Below are 20,501 nucleotides of genomic sequence, written 5' to 3'. Positions count from 1 at the left end.
GGTCTAGAACCTTTCGGGGTCGACGAGCGCGACGAGCAGGTAGAGCACCAGGGCGGCCGCGAGCACGATCAGCACCACGCTCAGCACGCCCGCGGCCGTCACCGGTTCGCCTTCGTCTGCAGCCCGCGCAGCACGGCCGCGCAGACGGCGAAGGTGCCGATGATCAGCAGCACGTAGGCCAGATCAGCCATCACGCATTCCTCTTCACACTGCAAAAGGGCCGCCGTCCGTCGGCGCGCCCGACCCGTTCAAGGGCCACAGTGCAGAGTGCTCCCGGAATTGCCCGATTTCCTCGCCCCTGACGAGTCGCTGACACCGCGACCAGGGGACGTTTACGCGATCCTTACGTCCTCCCCGGCCCGTGCGCGATTTTCACCCCGACGGCCGTTCACTCACGGGCGGCGCGGCCGCGGACGAGCCTGTGGACGGACGGCGGTACGGTCGCGTCGTCGCCGACCCAGGGCGCCCGGATCGGGGCGTCCGCGACCGTGCGCAGCGGCACCACGCCGGCCCAGGTGTCCGGATCCGCGTCGCCTTCGCTCGGGGGCGCGGACCGCACCTTGACCGTCCATTTCCCGTTCTCGATCGGCAGCGCGATCGTCAGTGTCGCGGCGAGCTCCTTCCGCGTCGACGGCCGCACCTCGCCGCTGCGACCCGGGATCAGCGCATCCGACAGGGCGATCAGGGCGGCTTCCGCGTCGTCGGTCCCGACCGGGACGAGTCGGCCGCGCACCACGGCGGACCGGTAGTTGGCGGACGAGTTGAACAGGTTGTCGGCCAGGACGATTCCGTCGAGGTGCGTCACGCACAGTGACGCCGGGGCGCCCGCCGCGACGTGGCGCAGTGCCCCGGCGCCGGTGGATCCGTGCAGCAGGATCCGGTCGCCGGTCCGGGCGTAGAGCATCGGCACCACCCAGGGAAGTCCGTCGACGACGGTGGCGAGCGTGCCGAATGCAGAGGCGTCCAGGACCGCGTCGAGGTCGGCGCGGTCGGCGCTCGCGCGTTCGGGCAGTCTGCGGATACGGGAGAGTTCGAGGTCGGTCGTCATGCCTCCACTGTCGCCCGATACCGGTCCGCGCTCCAGATCCAGTTCTACGGATATTCGCAGACCAGTATCCTGCGGGAGTGAGCCGGACAGCGACGCCCTCGACACTGCACCTCACACTGGAGGACAGCGGCGAACCGCTCCGCCGCCGCATCGCCGGTGCCGTGGTCACCGCGTTGCGCAACGGCACGCTCGGGCCAGGGGACGTGCTGCCGTCGAGCCGAGTGCTCGCCGTCGAACTCGGCGTCTCGCGCACGGTCGTCGTCGACGCCTACGACGAACTGGCCGCCGCGGGATTCGTCGACACCCGTGCGGGATCAGGAACCCGCGTCGCCGTGGGCGCGGACACCGCCGCCCGCGCCGGCGTCACCCCGCACGTCACCGGCGGGGCCGCGCGGGAATCCGCTCCGCGCACCGGACTCCCCCACACGATGCTCGACCTGTCCCCCGGCTACCCCGACACCACCCTGGTCTCGTCCCGCGACTGGAAGGCGGCGTGGCGTGCGGTTGCAGCCGATCCGGTTCCGAACGGAGTACCCGGGCCGAACTCGTATCGACGGCTCCGCGAGGCACTCTCGGGGCACCTCCGCCGTACCCGAGGCATCGCGGCGAGTGCGGACGAGATCGTCGTGGTACCCGGCGTCGCCGCTGCGCTGCGAACTCTGGTCACGGCGGCCGGCCTCGCGGGACGGCAGGTCGCGTTCGAGGATCCCGGCTACACGAAGGCGAGGCTGGCAATCGAGGCGGCGGGCTGCCGCATCCGGCCGGTACCGGTTGATGCCGACGGACTCGACCCGGAGACGATCCGCGCGGCGGATGTGGCGGTGTATTGCACTCCCGCGCACCAGTACCCGCTGGGTGCCCGGATGCCTGCGACACGGCGTGCGGCGCTGGTGTCCGACGCGGCCGAGGCCGGGCGACTGCTCATCGAGGACGACTACGACGGCGAGTTCCGGTACGGCGTGGCGACATTGCCCGCCCTGCGCGCGATCGAGGGCGGACATGACCACGTCGCCTATGTCGGAACGGCATCGAAGATCCTCACGCCGTCGGTGCGCCTGGCGTGGCTCGTCCCACCCGCAAGGCTGTTGCCCCGGATCCACGAGGCACTGGCGGTCAGCGGCGAGGCGGTCTGCGCGATCACCGCGGACGCCTTCGCCGGATTCATCGAATCCGGTGCGCTCACCCGGCATCTCGCCCGGTCGTCGCGGACCTACGCGGCGCGCAGGCACGCGTTCGTCGAGGCGCTGCGCGCGTACCTGCCGGACGTGCACCCACTCGGCGTCGAGGCGGGACTGCACGTCGCACTGCGGTTGCCCGACGTGGCGGACGACGGCGCCGTCGCCGAGGCGATCGCGCGGCGAGGTCTCGCGGTTCGGGCGCTTGCCGCGTACCGGGTGGACACCACCGGCCCCCGAGGGTTGCTGTGCGGTTACGCGCGGCTACCGGAATCGCGCGCCGACGATGCCGCGGCGGTGATCGCGGATGTCATCCGCGCACGGACCGCGGGCGCGGCTGACATTTCGGGCAGCTGTACGACGAGCGGTTCATGAACTTCTCCCGCCGGATCGGCGCCCCGCACCGCGGGCAGGGCTCGTCCTCGCGACCGTAGGCGGACAGCGAACGATCGAAGTAACCGGATTCGCCGTTGACGTTGACGTAAAGGGCGTCGAAGGACGTGCCGCCCTGCGCGAGGGCCTCGGACATCACCTCGGTGACCGAGTCGAGCAGGGACCGCACCTGGGGTCGGGTCAGCCGGTCCGAGGGTCGATTGCCGTGAATCCCGCTGCGCCACAACGCCTCGTCGGCGTAGATGTTGCCGACCCCGGACAGCACGGTCTGGTCGAGGAGCACCCGTTTGATCTCGGAGCGTTTGCCCCGGATGGCCGCGATCGTGGCGTCCGGGTCGAAAAGCGGGTCCAGGGGGTCGCGAGCGATGTGCGCGACCGGTTCCGGGACGGCGGTGCCCGCGACCTCCACGAGCGGCGCCAGCGCCCAGCCCCCGAACGTGCGCTGATCGACGAACCGCAGCTGCCGGCCGCTGTCGAGTTCCGCGAGGATCCGCAGGTGCTTCTCGCGCGCGACCTCCGGCGACTGCACGAGCATCTGCCCGCTCATCCCCAGATGCACGACGACGGCGAGGTCCCCCGGGTCGACCTCGAGCCACAGGTACTTGCCGCGACGACGCGCGGCGGTGACGGAGAGCCCGGTCAGCCGGGCGACGAGGTCGGGTCCGCCGGGCAGGTGCCGGCGAACCGCCCTGGGGTGCAACACCTCTACGGAGTCGACGCGGGAACCTACGACGTGGGCATCGAGCCCACGACGCACCACCTCGACCTCGGGCAGCTCCGGCACGGGGCTACTCGCTCGCGTCGGAGTCGCCGCCGGAGGAGTCCGACTGCACGTCCGTCAGCGCCTTCCAGGCAGTGCTGGCGGCCTTCTGCTCGGCTTCCTTCTTCGACCGGCCGATACCGACACCGAGAGGCGCACCGGCGACGAGGACCGTCGCGGTGAACTCCTTGTCGTGATCGGGCCCGGTGGAGGTGATCTCGTAGGTGGGTACACCGTCACCGCGTTCGGCGGTCAGTTCCTGGAGGCTGGTCTTCCAGTCCAGGCCGGCGCCGAGCTTCGGTCCCCGCTCGAGCAGGTCCGCGAACAGGGTCAGGACGACGGTGCGGGCGGTGTCGATGCCGTGCTGCAGGTGCACGGCGCCGAGCAGCGACTCCATACCGTCGGCGAGAATGCTGGCCTTGTCCCGGCCGCCGGTCATCTCCTCGCCCTTGCCGAGCAGGAGATGGGCACCGAGACCGCCCTCGCCGAGACCGCGCGCGACCTCCGCCAGGGCGTGCATGTTCACGATGCTCGCGCGAATCTTCGCCAGCTCACCCTCGGACTTGTCCGGGTGCGCTGTGTACAGACGCTCGGTGACGGAGAGTCCGAGGACAGAGTCGCCCAGGAACTCGAGCCGTTCGTTCGTCGGCAGGCCACCGTTCTCGTACGCGTACGACCGGTGGGTCAGCGCGAGCGTCAGGAGTGGTTCGGCCAACTCAACGCCAAGAGCGGCGAGGAGGGAAGCATGCTGTCCCTCCTCGCCGCCGGCGGGAGCTGTAGGGCTCGTACTGCGTGTCACTGCGACTAGACCGCAGCGGTGACCTGACGACCCTTGTAGGTGCCGCAGGACGGGCACGCGATGTGGGGAAGGGTCTTCTCGCCGCAGGCGCGGTTCGGGCAGGTGATGAGGGTGGGCGCAGTGGTCTTCCACTGGCTGCGCCGCGACCGGGTGTTGGATCGCGACATTCTGCGCTTGGGGACAGCCACTTCTACTTCTCCTCGGCTTCGGTGTTCACACGACTCGTGCTGGACTCTGCATCGGCATCGACACCGTCGGCGTCAACCAACTTCCCCGCGAGGGCAGCCCAGCGAGGATCCAGTATCTCATGCCCATGCCCGGATTCTGCAATCGCCAGGCGAATCCCACATTCGGGACACAGTCCCTGGCAATCTTCGCTGCACAAGGGCTGCAGCGGAAGTTCGAGCCCGGCGGCATCGACGACGACCGGCTCCAGGTCGATCAGGTCGTCGACGATCCGATAGACCTCGTCCTCTTCGGTGGTCTCCTCGGTGACGCTGTCCGGGTACGCGAACAGTTCGGTCAGGTAGAGGTCGAGCTCGCCGTCGAACGGTTCGAGGCAGCGCGAGCACTCCCCCTTCGTCGCGGCGCGCACGGTACCGGTGACCAGCACACCCTCGGAGACGGACTCGAGCCGCAGATCGAGTTCGACGTCGGCACCCTCCGGTACCGCGATCAGGTCGAGACCGATCCTCGCCGGCGCGGGCAGCGTCCGGGTGAGCGTCGTCATCGACCCGGGTCGGCGACCGAGCTTGCGGGTGTCCAGCACGAAGCCACCGTCATGCGGACGGGGCGCGGTGGAGCTGTGGGAGGACACGCGAAGCACTCTTTCGTCGAGATGGACAGGTCGTCGAGGCGGACAAGGCCCGCAACGGGCAACCACCCCAGGGTACGCGATGTCCACGCGCACACGAAACCGTGCCCCCACGGGGGCGGCACGGTTCGACCTGCGCCGTCCCGCGACCGGGAGCATGATGTCACCAGCGATTCATCCGAGCCGCGCGGCGAGGGCGCAGTCGACCGGTCCCGACGCGGGTCCCGGCAGACGGTCCCCCACCGGGCCGACGAGGTCGAGGGGTGTTCGGTGGGAAAGAAGCACGGCGGCAAGCACGGTGACAACCACGGTGGCGGCGGCAAGAAGCACGACGGGACCCCGGACTCCAACGGCGACGAGCTCCTCGCGCCGGGCGCCGAGCCGCCACCCGACCGGATGAAGTACAAGGAGTATCGCCGCCTGCTCGTGCCGCTCCAGGCCGAGCTCGTCGCGATGCAGGAATGGGTCAGGACCTCGGGCGCCAAGATCTGCATCGTGTTCGAGGGCCGGGACACCGCGGGCAAGGGTGGGGTCATCAAGGCCATCACCGAACGGGTCAGCCCCCGGGTCTTCCGTGTCATCGCGCTGCCCGCCCCCACCGAACGCGAGAAATCGCAGATGTACATCCAGCGATATGTGCCGCACCTGCCCGCGGCCGGTGAGGTGATCATCTTCGATCGCAGCTGGTACAACCGCGCGGGGGTCGAGCGGGTGATGGGCTTCTGCACCGAGGACCAGTCGCTTCAGTTCCTCGAGGCCATACCAGCGGTCGAGCGCACCATCGTCGAATCCGGCGTGATCCTGCTCAAGTACTGGCTCGAGATCAGCGAGGAGGAGCAGACCCTGCGGCTGCAGAGTCGCATCGACGATCCACGCAAGATCTGGAAGCTCTCCGACCTCGACCTCGAGTCGTACACCCGCTGGTACGACTACTCGCGGGCCCGCGACGACATGTTCCGGCTCACGGACACCGGGTGGGCGCCGTGGTTCCTGGTCAACACGGACGACAAGAAGCGGGGCCGGCTCAACGTGATCAGCCACCTGCTCGACCAGGTGCCCTACGAAACGCCGGAGCATCGCGACGTCGAGTTGCCGCCGCGGCAGTCCCCACACGGTTATCAGCCCACCCACCAGCCGCTGCACTGGATTCCCACCCCGTACTGAGGAGTCCCATGTCCACCACCGAGCACCACTCCGCTCCCCAGGCCGCCGTCGTCACCCCGCCTTCGCCGCCGTGGCACACGCAGGAGGCCGATGCCGTCGTCACGGCGCTGTCGTCCGACCTGCGGTCGGGACTGACGACGGCCGACGCGACGGAACGCACCCAGCGCTACGGCGTCAACGAGATCGCCGCCGAACCCTCCCCCTCCCTGTGGGCGACCGCGCTGAGGCAGCTGCGGGACCCGATGAACCTGATGCTGGTCGCGGTGGCCGTCGTCAGCATCGTCATCGGCGAGATTCCGACGGCGATCGTCGTCGCCGCACTGGTAGTCCTGAACGTGGTCCTGGGCACGCAGCAGGAACTCAAGGCCCGCGCCAGCGTGGACGCGCTGGCGAAGATGCAGACCCCGCAGGCGCGGGTCGTCCGCGACGGGACGCTCGTCGAACTCGATGCGACCGCACTGGTGCCGGGCGACATCGTCGAGCTCGAGGCCGGTGACATCGTGCCGGCGGACGGGCGGCTGATCCGGTCGGCGACCCTGGAAACCCAGGAAGCCGCGCTGACCGGCGAGAGCGCCCCCATCGGAAAGGATCCCGCGAGACTGCCCGACGCCGACATGCCCCTCGGCGACCGCAGCAACATGGTTTTCCAGAACACCTCGGTCACCCGCGGCACCGCCACCCTGGTGGTCACCGACACCGGGATGCACACCGAGATGGGCCGGATCGCCTCGATGCTCTCGGCAGTGGCGCCGAGCAAGTCACCGTTGCAGCGCGAACTGGACTCGCTGACCAAGGTCCTCGGCCTGATCGCGTGGATCGCGGTGGCGATCATCGTCGTCATCGGAGTGGTCCGAGGACAGAGTGTCACGACGGTGCTGCTGCTCGGCATCTCGATGGGCGTCTCCGCGATCCCGACCGGTCTGCCCACCTTCGTCCAGGCGATGCTCGCGTACGGGGCACGTCAACTGGCCGAGGCGAAGGCCGTCGTGAAGAACCTGACCGACGTCGAGACGCTCGGCGCGACCAGCGCGATCAACTCGGACAAGACCGGCACCCTGACGATGAACCAGATGACGGTGCGGTCGCTGTACTTCCACACCCGCTGGTACACGGTCGAGGGCGAGGGCTACAGCAAGTCCGGGAAGATCACCCACGCCGCCGGCGAGGAGGCGCCCGACTTCACGATGCTCGCCTACGGGCTCTGCCTCGACAGCGACGCCACCGTCTCCGATGCCGGGGACGTCGTCGGCGACCCCACGGAGGCGGCACTGGTGGTGCTCGCCGCGAAGATCGGCGTCGACGCCCCGCTCACCCGGCAGGCCTACCCCCGCGTCGCCGAGGTGCCGTTCGATTCCGCCTACAAGTTCATGGCGACGTTCCACCACCTCGAGATCGACGGCGCCACCCGATTCGTGGAGGTGGTCAAGGGCGGACCCGACGTCGTGATCGACCGGTGCACGACCGCGTTCCGGCCGGGCCGGCAGCAGGTCCCGATCGACGAGGTCCGAGACGAGCTGCTTGCGGCGAACCGGGCCATGTCGGAGAAGGGCCTGCGCGTGCTCGCGTTCGCCGCGCGCGACCTCGACGGACAGGAGGACGCGGTCCGCGCCGATCCCATGGGGCACGTCGGGAATCTCACCTTCATCGGCATGGTCGGTATCATCGACCCGCTGCGACCGGAGGCGGTCGACGCGGTGCGCACCGCCCACGAGGCCGGCATCGACGTCCGGATGATCACCGGCGACCACGCGATCACCGCCTCGGCGATCGGCGCGGAACTCGGACTCGGTCCGGGCGCGATCGGCGGAGCCGAACTGCAGGGCATGACCGACGAGGAACTGGCGGCGGCGTTACCGAACCTGCACGTGTTCGGCCGGGTCACCCCGCAGGACAAGCTGCGCCTGGCCGACATCATGCAGCGCTCGGGTGCGGTGGTGGCGATGACCGGCGACGCCGTCAACGACGCCGCCGCGCTGAAGAAGGCCGACATCGGTGTGGCGATGGGCTCGGGAAGCGAGGTCACCAAGCAGGCGGGCAAGATGGTGCTCACCGACGACAACTTCGGGACGCTGATCACCGCGATCCGGTTGGGCCGCAGCATCTACGAGAAGATCGTCTCGTACATCCGCTACCAGATGTCGAAGCTGTTCTCACTGGTGCTGCTGTTCCTCGTCGCGAGCATCTTCAACATCAACGACGGCGTCGCGCTGACCCCGCTGATGGTGCTGTTCCAGCACTTCTTCATCACCCTGTTCCCGGTCGCGGTCATCATGGTCGACCCGGCGCCGCCGAACCTGATGAACAAGCCGCCGCGCGATCCCGCGCTGCCCATCGCCAACCGGCCCGCGTTCATCCAGTGGCTTGCCTACGGCGTTCTGCAGTTTGCGGTCACCCTCGCGGCCATGCTCCTCGCCCCCGGCGAGATGAGCACCACCGAGGCGAACGTTCCGATGACGATGGCGTTCGTGGTGCTCTCGCTCGCGTCGATCTTCGCGGGACTGGTCATGCGACGCGATCCGGAGTCCGGCGTCACCGCGCCGGTGCTCGGCGCGCTGAAGATCCTGTCCGTGCCAGTGGTGGTCACGGTGTTCGCGGTGGAACTCGGCTTCCTCCAGGACCTCTTGATGACGACGTCCCTGACCGGTCGCCAGTGGCTGGCGTGCCTGGGCTGGTCACTGATCGTCCCGGTCGTCGTCGAGGCCGAGAAGGCCGTGCGCCGTCGCCGTCGGGCACACGCGCCCGCCCCGATGTCCGCCGCCGACGCCGTCACGCCCGTCCGCGCACGGGTGCACTGACGCGGCGCCCGCGGCGGTGGGTCGGCGCGGGCGATCCCTCAGCGCCTGCGGTCGGAGCGCCGGTCCTCCGGCTCGTCGTAGGTCGGAGTGCCGGAACCGGTGCGCAGTTGCTGCCTGCCCCGGCCGACGGAACGGACGGTGCCGGTGAGGAACTCCTCGAACTCGGCGAGCTTGTTGTCGACGTAGAGATCGCAATCGCTGCGCAGGCGGTCCGATTCGGCGTGCGCGGCATCGATCACCCGCGCCGACTCCGTGTGCGCGGCCTGCACGACCTCGGTCTGCGACACGAGACGTTCCTGCTCGGCCCGCCCCTCGGCGATGAAGCGTTCCTGCGAGGCGCGCCCCGACTCGACCATGCGCTCCGCCTCGTCCGCCGCGCGGCCGGTCACGTCCTGGTACTCGCGCCGCGCATCCGAGACGGTCTGCTCGGCCTCGTCGCGGGCGTCGGCGACCAGTTGCTCGGCGTGGGCCTGTGCCTCGGCGACCATCCGGTCGGCCTTGTCCTTGGCGTCGGCCAGGATCCGGTCGGCGTTGTCCCGCGCGCTCGTCAGTGTCTCGTCGGCCTCGGCATTGGCGGAGGACACGGTCTGCTCGGCGTGCGTGCGCGCGTCACCGACGAGTTTGTCGCGGTGATCGAGCACGTCCTGTGCGTCGTCGAGTTCACCCGGGATCGCGTCGCGCACGTCGTCGAGCAGTTCGAGGACGTCACCTCGCGGGACGACACAACCGGCGGTCATCGGGACACCGCGGGCCTCTTCCACGATCGCGACGAGCTCGTCCAGCGCCTCGAATACCCGGTACACGCCACACCCCAATCCTCGACAGCGGCTTTCACGTCAATCTTGCCGCAGCCCGCGAGCGCGGCGCGACGCCACGCCCACGGGCATGCGGATGTGTCGAGGATCTAGCCTGCGGCCTTGCGCTCGGCGATCCGCTCGATGAGCCGGGCGTGCACGTGAGCGGGCAGCATGTCCGCGACGTCGCCGCCGTAGGTGGCGACCTCCTTGACCAGCGAACTGGACAGGTAGCTGAACCGCGGGTTGGTGGCGACGAAGAGCGTGTCGACGCCGGTGAGCTTGTGGTTCATCTGCGCCATCTGCAGCTCGTAGTCGAAGTCGTTGGCGCCGCGCAGTCCCTTGACGATCGCGGTCGCGCCGTTCGCGGTCGCGTAGTCGACGAGCAGGCCCTGCCAGGAGTCGACGGTCACGTTCGGCAGATCCGCCGTCGCGTCCCGCAGCATCTCGAGCCGCTCCTCGATCGTGAACATGCCCTGCTTGTTCGGGTTGATGACGACGGTCACGACGACCTCGTCGAATTGCACCGCGACACGCGAGATCACGTCGAGGTGACCGTTGGTGACGGGATCGAAGGAACCGGGGCAGACCGCCTTGCTCATGTCTGCAGACGGTAACAGGCGATCTCGACGCGGGTGTCACCGTACTTGCGGGCCCGCTCGACCTCGAATCCGTCCGGCCACACCGTCTCCGGCGATCGGCTGGCCCGCTCGACCACGACCAGCGATCCCTCCCCGATCCACCGCTTCGCGGTGAGGTCGGCGAGGACCGCGCCGAGTTCGTTCTCCCCCAGCGCGTACGGCGGATCGAGCATGACGATGTCGTACTCCCCGTCTGGGGTGCCCGCGACGACGGCGGCCGCCGGCGCGGTCGTGACGACCGCGCCGGGCAGGCCCACCTCGGCGATGTTCTCCCGCACCACGGCGGCGGCGCGGGCGTTCGACTCGACCAGCAGCACGTGGCCCGCGCCCCGGGAAAGCGCTTCGAGCCCAAGCGCTCCCGAACCGGCGTAGAGGTCGAGCACCCGCGCACCGTCGAGGTCGATCCGCGCGTCGAGCGCGCTGAACAGCGCTTCCCGCACCCGTTCGGAGGTCGGGCGGGTGCCCTGGGAGGGCACCCGGAGCCGGCGCCCACCCGCGGCGCCGGCGACGATCCGGGTCACTTCGGGGCCCTGGCGACGAACAGTGTCACTGCGGGCCGTCCTCCTCCGCGGCAACGACGGAGATCACCGCGAGCAGGTCGCCGCCCTCGACCTGCTGAACGGGTGTGATCGCCAGGCGGGAGACCGTGCCCCCACGGGGCGCGGTGATCGCGGCCTCCATCTTCATCGCCTCGATGGTGGCCACGGTGTCCCCGGCCGCGACCTTCTGACCCTCGGCGACCACCAGGGTGACCACGCCGGCGAACGGTGCCGCGATGTGGCCGGGGTTGGCGCGGTCCGCCTTCTCCGCGACGGGAACCTCGCTGGCAATCGACCGGTCGCGAACCGACACCGGCCGCAACTGGCCGTTGAGGATGCACATCACGGTCCGCATGCCGCGCTCGTCGGGCTCGGAGACGGCCTCGAGGCCGATGAGCAGTTCGACACCCTTCGCGAGCTGGACGCGGTGTTCCTCGCCCCGGCGCAGACCGTAGAAGAACTGGTTCGCGGACAGCCTCGAGGTGTCGCCGTACTTGTCGCGGTGCTCGCCGAATTCCTTTGTCGGACCGGGGAACAGCAGCCGGTTGAGGGTGGCGCGCCGCTCCTGCGGGTCGCCGGCGAGACCGGCCTCGTCGTCGGCGCTGAGCGGGGTCTCCGGCTTCGCGGCGCCGCGGCCCTCGAGGGCCTTGGTACGGAACGGTTCCGGCCAGCCACCGGCGGGGGTGCCGAGCTCGCCGCGCAGGAACCCGACGACGGAATCGGGGATGTCGTAACCGGCCGGGTTCGCGGCGAATTCGTCGGTGTCGACGCCCGACCCGACGAGGTGCAGCGCGAGATCGCCGACCACCTTCGACGACGGGGTGACCTTGACCAGGCGGCCGAGCATTCGGTCCGCGGCCGCGTACTTCGCCTCGACCTCCTCGAACTGGTCGCCGAGTCCGAGCGCGATGGCCTGCTGGCGCAGGTTCGACAGCTGACCGCCCGGAATCTCGTGGGTGTAGACGCGTCCGGTCGGCGACGGCAGCCCGGACTCGAACGGCGCGTACACCTTCCGCAGCGCCTCCCAGTACGGCTCGAGGTCGCACACGGCCTGCAGGTCGATGCCGGTGTCCCGCGGCGAGTGCGCGGCCGCGGCGACGATCGCGGACAGCGACGGCTGGCTGGTGGTGCCCGCCATGGCGGCGCTGGCACCGTCGACGGCGTCCGCACCCGCCTGCCAGGCGGCGAGGTAGGTGGCGAGCTGCCCGCCGGGGGTGTCGTGGGTGTGCACGTGCACCGGCAGGTCGAAGTTCGAGCGAAGCGCCGTGACCAGGGTCGCGGCCGCCGGGGCACGCAGCAGGCCCGCCATGTCCTTGATCGCCAGCACGTGCGCACCGGCGTCGACGATCTGCTCGGCCAGCTTGAGGTAGTAGTCGAGGGTGTAGAGATCCTCGTTCGGGTTCGACAGGTCGCCGGTGTAGGACAACGCGACCTCGGCGACCGCGGTGCCGGTCTCGCGGACCGCGTCGATCGCCGGCCGCATCTGGTCGACGTTGTTGAGTGCGTCGAAGATCCGGAAGATGTCGACACCGGTCGCGGTGGCCTCCCGCACGAACGCGCGGGTCACCGTCTCCGGGTACGGGGTGTAGCCGACGGTGTTCCGGCCGCGCAGCAGCATCTGCAGGCAGATGTTCGGCATCGCCTCACGCAGCGCCGCGAGCCGCTCCCACGGATCCTCGTGCAGGAACCGCAGTGCCACGTCGTAGGTCGCGCCGCCCCACGCCTCCACCGACAGCAACTCGGGCGTCATGCGGGCCACGTGCCCGGCGACGGTGAGCAGGTCGCGGGTGCGCAACCGGGTGGCCAGCAGCGACTGGTGCGCGTCGCGGAAGGTGGTGTCGGTGACGGCGAGGGCGTCCTGCTTGCGCAGCGCCGCGGCGAATCCCTCCGGGCCGAGCTCGATCAGACGCTGCTTCGACCCGGACGGCGGGGCCGCCTTCAGGTCGATGGCAGGCAACTTGTCGTGCGGGTACACCGTCGACGGCCGATCGCCGTGCGGCTTGTTGACCGTGACGTCCGCGAGGTAGGTCAGGATCTTGGTGCCGCGGTCCGCCGAGGCGCGGGAGGTCAGCAGCTGCGGCCGCTCCTCGATGAACGAGGTGGTCACGTTGCCTGCGATGAAATCCGGGTCGTCGAGAACGGCCTGCAGGAAGGGGATGTTCGTCGCGACACCACGGATGCGGAATTCGGTGACCGCGCGGCGGGCGCGGGCGACGGCTGCTTCGAGGCTGCGCCCGCGGCAGGTCAGCTTGACGAGCATCGAGTCGAAGTAGGCGCCGACCTCCGCGCCGACCATGGTGCCGCCGTCCAGGCGCACACCGGCGCCGCCGGGGGTGCGGTAGCCGGTGATCCGGCCGGTGTCCGGACGGAACCCGTTCGCCGGATCCTCGGTGGTGATCCGCAACTGCAGTGCCGCACCGCGGATCGTGATCGAATCCTGCGACAGACCGAGATCGGCCAGGGTCTCGCCCGACGCGATCCGCAGCTGCGCCTGCACCAGGTCGACGTCGGTGATCTCCTCGGTGACCGTGTGCTCGACCTGGATTCGCGGGTTCATCTCGATGAAGACGTGGTTGCCCCGGGTGTCGAGCAGGAACTCGACGGTGCCGGCGCACGAGTAGCCGATCTGCTTGGCGAACGCGACCGCGTCCGCACAGATCTTCTGCCGCAGCTCCTCCGGCAGGTTCGGCGCGGGCGCGAGCTCGATCACCTTCTGGTGGCGGCGCTGCACCGAGCAGTCGCGCTCGAACAGGTGGATGACGTTGCCCTGCTGATCGGCGAGGATCTGCACCTCGATGTGCCGCGGGTCGACGACGGCCTGCTCGAGGAACACCGTCGGGTCACCGAATGCGGACTCCGCCTCGCGGGCCGCGGCTTCGATCGCCTCTCGCAACTGGGCCCGCTCGGCGACGCGACGCATGCCGCGGCCACCGCCACCGGCGACCGCCTTGACGAAGATCGGGAACTCCATCGACTCCGATGCCGCGACCAACTCGTCGACATCCGCCGACGGCGCCGACGACGCGAGCACCGGCAATCCCGCGGCCTTCGCCGCGGCGATCGCGCGGGCCTTGTTGCCCGTCAGCTCCAGAATCTCCGAGGACGGGCCGACGAAGGTGATGCCCTCCGCCGCGCACGCCGCCGCCAGGTCCGGGTTCTCCGACAGGAACCCGTAGCCCGGATAGATGGCATCCGCACCGGCCTTCTTCGCCGCCGAGACGATCTCGCCGATCGACAGGTACGCCCGCACCGGGTGCCCCTGCTCGCCGATCTGATAACTCTCGTCTGCCTTCAACCGGTGGACCGAGTTGCGGTCCTCGTACGGAAAGACGGCGACGGTGCCCGCACCCAGCTCGTAGGAGGCACGGAATGCCCGGATCGCGATTTCACCGCGATTGGCAACCAAGACTTTTGAGAACATCGCTGAAAACTACCCTTGCGTTCACGGCCAACACGGCTGAACGTTCCAACATCCGGGAAACCCCCGGACGTTCGGACGCCTGTAACGATGCAGTACGCTACCGTGCCCCACCTCACACGACCACGGCACCCACGGTGAGCTGCAGATTCCGCTACTTCCGGAGGCCCGTACCGCGCTTCGGACGGGCCTGCATGACGTTCGCGCGACTCCACGTCACGGACGCCCACTGGATCGCAAGCAGCGTCGTCGCCGCCCACGCCAGCAGCAGCCCCGCACCGAGTCCCGAGGGTCGCGTCTCGGCGGGCAGTGACTGCTGCGACCAGCACGCCAGCATGCCGAACACGATGCCCATCGACGTGCCGATCATCGCCAGCCAGGACAACGCCCATCGCCGGGTCACGACCGCCAGTGCCCCGACCCCGATGCCGAACACGACCACGAACCCGAGGAACAGCCGCAGCGGCACCGTCACTCCGGCACCGCCCGCGCCACCGATGACCGCGACCGCCGAGTGCCCGCCGGCGTGCGGCAGGAACAGCGCGACCACCAGTGTCGCGATCAGCCCCACGACGACAGGGCGCAGCCTGCCGAAGGAGAACTCCCGGGTGACCCGCCGCTCGATTGCCGACAGGTCGTCCTCGTACGCGGACAGGTCGTCGGACGGAGCGGACAGGTCGTCGGTCATGACTCTTCCTCGGGTCTGCGTTGCGGGCTTCGGCGGGCGGGGCCCGATGACCACCGCCGCGACCAACCTACGACTTGTCCAGAAACTCGACGCCCCTGGCATCCAGGCCCGCGGTGACCATCGAGGCCAGACCCGGGTGCGCGGACAGGTCGGGGTCCTCTGCGACGACCTGCCGAGCGAACTCGCGGGCCGTCTCGATGACCTCCTCGTGATCGAGCAGCGACAGCAGACGCAGTTTCGTGGAGGTGCCGGACTGGGCGACGCCGAGCACGTCGCCCTCGCGGCGCTGCGCCAGATCCAGTTGCGCGAGTTCGAAGCCGTCGTTGGTGCCGGCAACCGCACTCAGCCGCCGGAACGCCGGCGACTCGGGCCGCGACCCGGTGATCAGGATGCACAGCCCCTGGTGGGCGCCGCGGCCCACCCGGCCACGCAACTGGTGCAATTGACTGACACCGAACCGATCCGCGTCCACGATCACCATGACGGTGGCGTTGGGCACGTCAACACCGACCTCGACGACGGTCGTACAGACCAGGACGTCGATGTCGCCGACGGTGAAATCGCGCATCACCGAGTCCTTCTCGTCCGACGGCAGCCTGCCGTGGAGCAACCCGACCCGCACCGACGCCAGCGCGCCGTGGCGCAACTCCTCGAACACGGCGAGCGCGGCCGCGGTCTGCGGCGGCTCACCACCCTTGGGCGGCTTCGCCTTACGGGCGGGCTTGCGCGGCTGCGGCGCGGCGCGGTCGGCGAAGAGGTCGTCGGAGAAGGGGTCGAGTTCGAGCTCGCCACCGTCCTCGGCGTCCTCGTCGCCCTCCCCGATCCGGGAGCACACGACGTACGCCTGACGACCGGCGGCCACCTCCTCGCAGATCCGCGCCCACGCCCGGTCCACCCACGCCGGCTTCTCCGACGCCGAGACCACATTGCTGACGATCGGCGAGCGGCCGCGCGGAAGCTCCCGCAGCGCGGACGTTTCCAGGTCGCCGAGAACGGTCATCGCGATGGTCCGCGGGATCGGGGTCGCGGTCATCACCAGCACGTGCGGGCTCAGTCCCTCCCTGGCCCGACCGCGCAGGGCGTCCCGCTGCTCGACACCGAAGCGATGCTGCTCGTCGACGACCACCATGCCGAGGTTGAAGAACTCGACCTTGTCCTGAATCAGCGCATGGGTACCGATCACGATGCCCGCGTCCCCGACCATCACCTCGTTGAGCGCCGCCCGCTTGGCCGGCACCGACATGGACCCGGTCACCAGCGTCACCCGGGTGGCACCGTCAGCGGCTCCGAGTTCGCCTGCGAGAGCCAGGCTTCCGAGCATCTGTCGTAGCGACCGGGCGTGCTGGGCGGCGAGCACCTCGGTGGGCGCCAGCAGCGCGCACTGGTACCCGGCGTCGATCACCTGCAGCATCGCCCGAAGTGCGACGATCGTCTTGCCCGAGCCGACCTCACCCTGCAGCAGACGGTTCATCGGGTGCGGACGGGACAGGTCGGCGGAGATCTCCTCGGCCACCGCGAGCTGGCCGTCGGTGAGGGTGAACGGCAACTGCGCGTCGAATGCCGCCGCGAGCCCGCCGGGTTTCGGCGGGCATGCGGGCGCGACTCGCTCGTCCACGGCGTGCCTGCGCTGCGCCAGGACCAGCTGCAGGGCCGCCGCCTCGTCGAACCGCAGTCGCTCGCGCGCCCGCTCGACGTCCTGCTTCGTGTCGGGCTGGTGGACGAGCCGCAACGCCTCGTCCAGACCGATCAGGCCGAGCTCGGTGCGGGTCGCGGTGGGCAGCGGGTCGGGCACCGGATCGAGCTGGTCGAGGATCTGCCGCACACACTTCGCGATCGTCCAGCTCTGCACGTCGCGGGTCGACGGGTACACGGGGATCAGCGCGCGGTCGAAGATCTCCATGTCCACGGCCGAGTCGGAGCCCTGGGCGCTGCGGGCCATGTCCGCCAGCTCGCCGGATCCACGAACCCGACCGCCGACGACCGGCTCGCCGTCGCCGGTCGGCAGGATCAGATAGCTCGGGTGGGTCAGCTGGAGCTGCTCCCGGAAGTACTTGGCGGTTCCCGAGAACATCGCCCGCACACCCGGTTTGATCACATGCGCCACCTTCTGCGGATTGAAGAAGGTGGCGTCGACCCGCTGGGTGTCCGCGGCGAGCACCGTGCGGAGCATCTTGCCGTTGCGGTTCTTGAACGACACGACGTCGGCCTTGACGACGGTCGCGACCATCGTGATGTGCTCACCCTCGGGGGGCTTGCTCTCGCCGAGGTCCGCGCCCTGCGTCGCGTACCGGTGCGGGTAGTGCCGCAGCAGATCCTCCACGGTGTGGATCTCGAAGTCCTGCGCCAGCGGCGCGGCGACCTTCGTCCCGAGCAGGTGGTCGATGCGGTCGTTCAGGGTTGCCATCGGTGCGTCTCTCGTCCTGCCTGGAAGTCCTACTCGACGCCGACCTGCAGCAGGTCGCCGTCCTGTCCGCCGGGGTACACGTGCACCTCGACACCGGGATGGTTGCGGGTGACGTGGTCGGCGAGGGCGTCGGCCAGGGCTGTCGGCGCCCGCACCCCGACCAGCAGCGTCACCAGTTCGCCGCCGACCCCGAGCACCTGGTCGAGAAGCCTTCGCCCGGCCTCGGCCGCATCCGGGGCGATGACCACCACCTCGTGTCCGATCAGCCCCAGCCCGTCCCCCGCATCGCAGGTGCCCATCAGCGTCAGCGCCCGCTCCTCCGCGACCCGCACCGAACCCCACCTGGTGGACGCGGCCGCCTCGGACATCGCGAACGCGTCGTCGACGGCGGCGCGACCGTCGTCGTGCACGGCGAGCGCGGCGAGCCCCTGCACCGCCGACGACGTCGGCAACAGGTGCACGGCCCGGTGGTCGTCGCGGGCGGCGACGCCGACCGTCACCAGTTCCTGCGCCGGCAGCGCCCCGTTCGGCAGCACGAGGACCTCCGCGCAGTCGAGGCCGCGAATCGCGGCAAGCAGCCGCTGCGGGGTGACCGGTTCGTCGCTGCGCAGGACCTCGGCGCCCTCGACGGCGAACAGGTCGGCGGCGCCGTCCCCGGACACGACCGCGAGGATGCGCCGCTTCCCGGGCACCGGGACGGTCGCGCCGGGTAGCGCACGAATCGCGTCGAGCGCGAAGCAGGAGATCCGGATGCGGTGCACGGCGCCGGCCTCGAGACCGGCCTCCACCGCCGCTCCGGGGTCGGTGCAGTGCACGTGGACCGACCACGCTCCCGCCCCGTCCCCGACGATGATCACCGAGTCGCCGAGGCCGTCGAGACTCCGGCGCAACTCCCCCACCCGCCGCTCGTCGCTGCCGGCCAGCAGGTACATCACCTCGTAGTCCTGGTCGCCGGCCTCGTCGGTGCACACGCCTGACACCGGCTCGGGCGCCGTCACGGAGACCTGCGGCGCGACCAACGAAAGACCGGCCCGGTCGGGTGTGACACCGGTGACCACTCCGACCAGGGCGTCGAGGATGACGACCAGGCCGAATCCACCGGCGTCCACGACTCCGGCCCGGCCGAGTTCGGCCAACTGCGCGGGCGTCCGGGCGAGGGCCTCGACGGCACCCTCCGCGGCCACGGTGACGACCCCGGCCAGCGGCGTGCCGGCGGGACATCCGTCCGCGGCGGCGGCCGCGTGGCGCAGCACCGTGACGATGGTGCCCTCGACGGGGATGCTGATCGCCTCGGTCGCCAGCACCGCGGCCTCGTTCAGTGCGCTACGGACGGTGTCGGCGTCGAGGTACCCGGCGCGGGCGACCTCGGCGATCCCCCGCAGCACCTGCGAGAGGATTACCCCGGAATTGCCGCGCGCACCGGTCACCGCACCGCGTGCGAGCGCCGCCGCGACCTCGGAGGCCGGGGCATCCGGATCCGTCGCACATGCCTCGTCGGCTGCCGCGCGCATGGTGAACAGCAGATTGGTGCCGGTGTCCGAATCGGGAACGGGGAACACGTTCAGTCGGTTGATGTCGTCGCAGCGGCTGGTCAGTCCGTCGACACAGACCCTCGCCCAGCGGCGCAACGCCGTGCCGTCCACGTTCTGCAGGGCCTCGAGCACCTCGGTTCCGTCCTCCGCCCCGGTTCGGTATCGTCGGTTCCGCAAGATTAGCGGCAGGGCCCGACAGCCCGCTCACCTCGCAGCACCTCAGGACGCCGGTTTGGCCAAACGAGGTTGTTCCGGCTAATCTGACACGGTTGCCTGGCAAGGGCCGCACCATTGTCCCCTGCCCGCGACTGAAAACCATCCGCATCACATCAAGGAGTTCGCGACTATGGCTGCCGTCTGCGACGTTTGCGCCAAGGGACCCGGCTTCGGTAAGTCGGTCTCGCACTCGCACCGGCGTACCAACCGTCGCTGGAACCCGAACATTCAGACTGTCCGGGCCCAGGTCGGATCCGGTACGCGTCAGAAGCTCAACGTGTGCACCTCCTGCCTGAAGGCCGGCAAGGTCGTCCGCGGCTGATTTTTCAGCACCGACTGTGCCCCCGACACCATCCGGTGTCGGGGGCACAGTCGTCTGCGCATCCGGTCACCTGATGGGAGCTGCGCCACAGGCGAATCGTGCGCACGGATAAGGTTTAACGGTGACTTCACTCGACGGCCTCAGCCACGTCCGCCTCGACGGCGACGTCCTCCGCATCGCCATTGCCACCGCCGACAACGGCACCTCCCTCGACTTCACCGGCGTCAACCAGGGCACCACCGCGCTGCGCGCGCTCGCAGCGGGCGAGATCGCCGCCGGCTCGGTACTCCTCGTCGGTGAGGGTGCGAACTTCTGCGCCGGTGGCAACGTCCGAGCCTTCGCGGGCGCGCCGGATCGTTCCGCCTACCTTCTCGAGATCGCGAACGAACTGCACGACTTCGTCCGTCTGGTCGCCGACGTCACCGTTCCCGTCGTTGCGGCCGTGCACGGCTGGGCTGCCGGCGCGGGCATGAGCCTGGTCTGCGCGTCCGACATCGCCATCGGCGGCGTCTCCACCAAGCTTCGGCCCGCCTACCCCGGCATCGGGCTCACCCCGGACGGCGGCATGTCCTGGAGCCTGCCGCGCATCGTCGGCGCCCGCCGCGCCCGCGAGATCATCCTCACCGACGCGATCCTCGACGCCGAGGAAGCCGTCCGGCTCGGGGTGCTCAGCCGGACCGTCGCGGACGAGGAGGTGCAGGCGGAGGCGTTGAAGGTGGCGCAGGGCCTCGCCGCGGGCCCGACCAGCTCGTACGCCGGCATCAAGACCCTGCTCGCGCGGTCCGAGGAGTCCACCCTGTCGGATCAGCTCGACGCCGAGGCCGCGTCGATCTCCTCGGCCGCGGGCAGCGCCGCAGGCCGCGAGGGCGTCGACGCCTTCGTCGGTAAGCGCAAGCCGGACTTCACCTCCGTCCGCTGACCCTCTCCCCCAGCGGCATGAACGGAACCGTTCATTCGATCTGATCGACTGAACGGTTCCGTTCATGCGGTCACGGTCGG

Annotated in this window: 18 protein-coding genes; 5 read left to right on the top strand and 13 right to left on the bottom strand. The window is 69.9% G+C overall.

The features are described from left to right. Nucleotides 1-3 precede the first annotated feature (3 nt). Both ACWEPG_RS12135 and ACWEPG_RS12130 read right to left on the bottom strand, forming a co-directional pair. Nucleotides 4-102: a potassium-transporting ATPase subunit F gene (locus tag ACWEPG_RS12135; RefSeq protein WP_450112228.1), complete on the bottom strand. Its 99-nt coding sequence runs from the start codon at nt 100-102 to the stop codon at nt 4-6. Between the two features lie 286 nt (nt 103-388). Then, on the bottom strand, nt 389-1,048 hold the full coding sequence (locus ACWEPG_RS12130; protein WP_450112227.1) for a pyridoxamine 5'-phosphate oxidase family protein: 660 nt from the start codon (nt 1,046-1,048) through the stop codon (nt 389-391). Nucleotides 1,049-1,125: 77 nt separating this feature from the next. Between ACWEPG_RS12130 and pdxR the strand changes: the two genes are divergently transcribed. Then, on the top strand, nt 1,126-2,598 hold the full coding sequence (pdxR, locus tag ACWEPG_RS12125) for a MocR-like pyridoxine biosynthesis transcription factor PdxR (protein ID WP_452594440.1): 1,473 nt from the start codon (nt 1,126-1,128) through the stop codon (nt 2,596-2,598). Here pdxR and mutM read toward each other — a convergent pair. From mutM to ACWEPG_RS12105, 4 genes are read right to left on the bottom strand one after another with little or no spacing between them, the layout of a single operon-like run. After that, nucleotides 2,534-3,400, bottom strand: a complete 867-nt coding sequence (gene mutM, locus ACWEPG_RS12120) for a bifunctional DNA-formamidopyrimidine glycosylase/DNA-(apurinic or apyrimidinic site) lyase (protein WP_452594439.1) — start codon at nt 3,398-3,400, stop codon at nt 2,534-2,536. The two genes, pdxR and mutM, sit on opposite strands and share 65 nt — an antisense overlap. A gap of 4 nt (nt 3,401-3,404) precedes the next feature. Continuing rightward, nucleotides 3,405-4,175, bottom strand: coding sequence for a ribonuclease III (rnc, locus tag ACWEPG_RS12115; protein WP_450112224.1), 771 nt, complete (start codon nt 4,173-4,175; stop codon nt 3,405-3,407). A gap of 5 nt (nt 4,176-4,180) precedes the next feature. Next, a complete protein-coding gene (rpmF, locus tag ACWEPG_RS12110; protein WP_450112223.1) occupies nt 4,181-4,363 on the bottom strand; it encodes a 50S ribosomal protein L32 in 183 nt (60 codons plus the stop codon). A 2-nt stretch (nt 4,364-4,365) separates the two neighbouring features. Beyond that, on the bottom strand, nt 4,366-4,944 hold the full coding sequence (locus ACWEPG_RS12105) for a YceD family protein (RefSeq protein ID WP_450134734.1): 579 nt from the start codon (nt 4,942-4,944) through the stop codon (nt 4,366-4,368). A 315-nt stretch (nt 4,945-5,259) separates the two neighbouring features. Here ACWEPG_RS12105 and ppk2 point away from each other — a divergent pair, with 315 nt between their 5' ends. Both ppk2 and ACWEPG_RS12095 read left to right on the top strand, forming a co-directional pair. Further along, nucleotides 5,260-6,153, top strand: coding sequence for a polyphosphate kinase 2 (ppk2, locus tag ACWEPG_RS12100; protein ID WP_450112222.1), 894 nt, complete (start codon nt 5,260-5,262; stop codon nt 6,151-6,153). An 8-nt stretch (nt 6,154-6,161) separates the two neighbouring features. After that, a complete protein-coding gene (locus ACWEPG_RS12095) occupies nt 6,162-8,948 on the top strand; it encodes a cation-translocating P-type ATPase (RefSeq protein WP_450112221.1) in 2,787 nt (928 codons plus the stop codon). A 38-nt stretch (nt 8,949-8,986) separates the two neighbouring features. Here ACWEPG_RS12095 and ACWEPG_RS12090 read toward each other — a convergent pair whose 3' ends face one another. From ACWEPG_RS12090 to ACWEPG_RS12060, 7 genes are all read right to left on the bottom strand, one after another. Continuing rightward, nucleotides 8,987-9,751, bottom strand: a complete 765-nt coding sequence (locus tag ACWEPG_RS12090; RefSeq protein ID WP_452594438.1) for a DivIVA domain-containing protein — start codon at nt 9,749-9,751, stop codon at nt 8,987-8,989. A 101-nt stretch (nt 9,752-9,852) separates the two neighbouring features. Further along, nucleotides 9,853-10,344, bottom strand: a complete 492-nt coding sequence (gene coaD, locus ACWEPG_RS12085; RefSeq protein ID WP_450112219.1) for a pantetheine-phosphate adenylyltransferase — start codon at nt 10,342-10,344, stop codon at nt 9,853-9,855. Next, a complete protein-coding gene (gene rsmD / locus ACWEPG_RS12080) occupies nt 10,341-10,904 on the bottom strand; it encodes a 16S rRNA (guanine(966)-N(2))-methyltransferase RsmD (RefSeq protein ID WP_450112218.1) in 564 nt (187 codons plus the stop codon). The genes coaD and rsmD overlap by 4 nt, the downstream gene beginning before the upstream one ends. A 25-nt stretch (nt 10,905-10,929) precedes the next feature. After that, nucleotides 10,930-14,343, bottom strand: a complete 3,414-nt coding sequence (locus ACWEPG_RS12075; protein ID WP_450112217.1) for a pyruvate carboxylase — start codon at nt 14,341-14,343, stop codon at nt 10,930-10,932. Between the two features lie 151 nt (nt 14,344-14,494). After that, entirely contained in the window at nt 14,495-15,028 is a 534-nt protein-coding gene (locus tag ACWEPG_RS12070) for an Rv2732c family membrane protein (protein ID WP_450112216.1), read from the bottom strand. A gap of 67 nt (nt 15,029-15,095) precedes the next feature. Next, complete coding sequence (gene recG, locus ACWEPG_RS12065; RefSeq protein ID WP_452594437.1) at nt 15,096-17,432, bottom strand: ATP-dependent DNA helicase RecG; 2,337 nt, start codon at nt 17,430-17,432, stop codon at nt 15,096-15,098. A 29-nt stretch (nt 17,433-17,461) separates the two neighbouring features. After that, nucleotides 17,462-19,096: a DAK2 domain-containing protein gene (locus ACWEPG_RS12060; RefSeq protein WP_452594436.1), complete on the bottom strand. Its 1,635-nt coding sequence runs from the start codon at nt 19,094-19,096 to the stop codon at nt 17,462-17,464. Nucleotides 19,097-19,310: 214 nt separating this feature from the next. Here ACWEPG_RS12060 and rpmB point away from each other — a divergent pair, with 214 nt between their 5' ends. Beyond that, nucleotides 19,311-19,502 carry a 50S ribosomal protein L28 gene (gene rpmB, locus ACWEPG_RS12055; RefSeq protein ID WP_378483851.1) on the top strand — a complete coding sequence of 64 codons (192 nt, stop codon included), beginning with the start codon at nt 19,311-19,313 and terminating at the stop codon, nt 19,500-19,502. A 121-nt stretch (nt 19,503-19,623) separates the two neighbouring features. Next, nucleotides 19,624-20,421 (top strand): enoyl-CoA hydratase/isomerase family protein, encoded by a 798-nt coding sequence (locus ACWEPG_RS12050; RefSeq protein WP_450112213.1) that lies wholly within the window; start codon nt 19,624-19,626, stop codon nt 20,419-20,421. The last annotated feature ends 80 nt before the right edge of the window (nt 20,422-20,501 follow it).

This window comes from Rhodococcus sp. NPDC004095 (genome assembly GCF_053604015.1).
The sequence above is the reverse complement of the archived record's forward strand: the minus strand, read 5'-3'. Positions and strand labels throughout refer to the sequence as shown.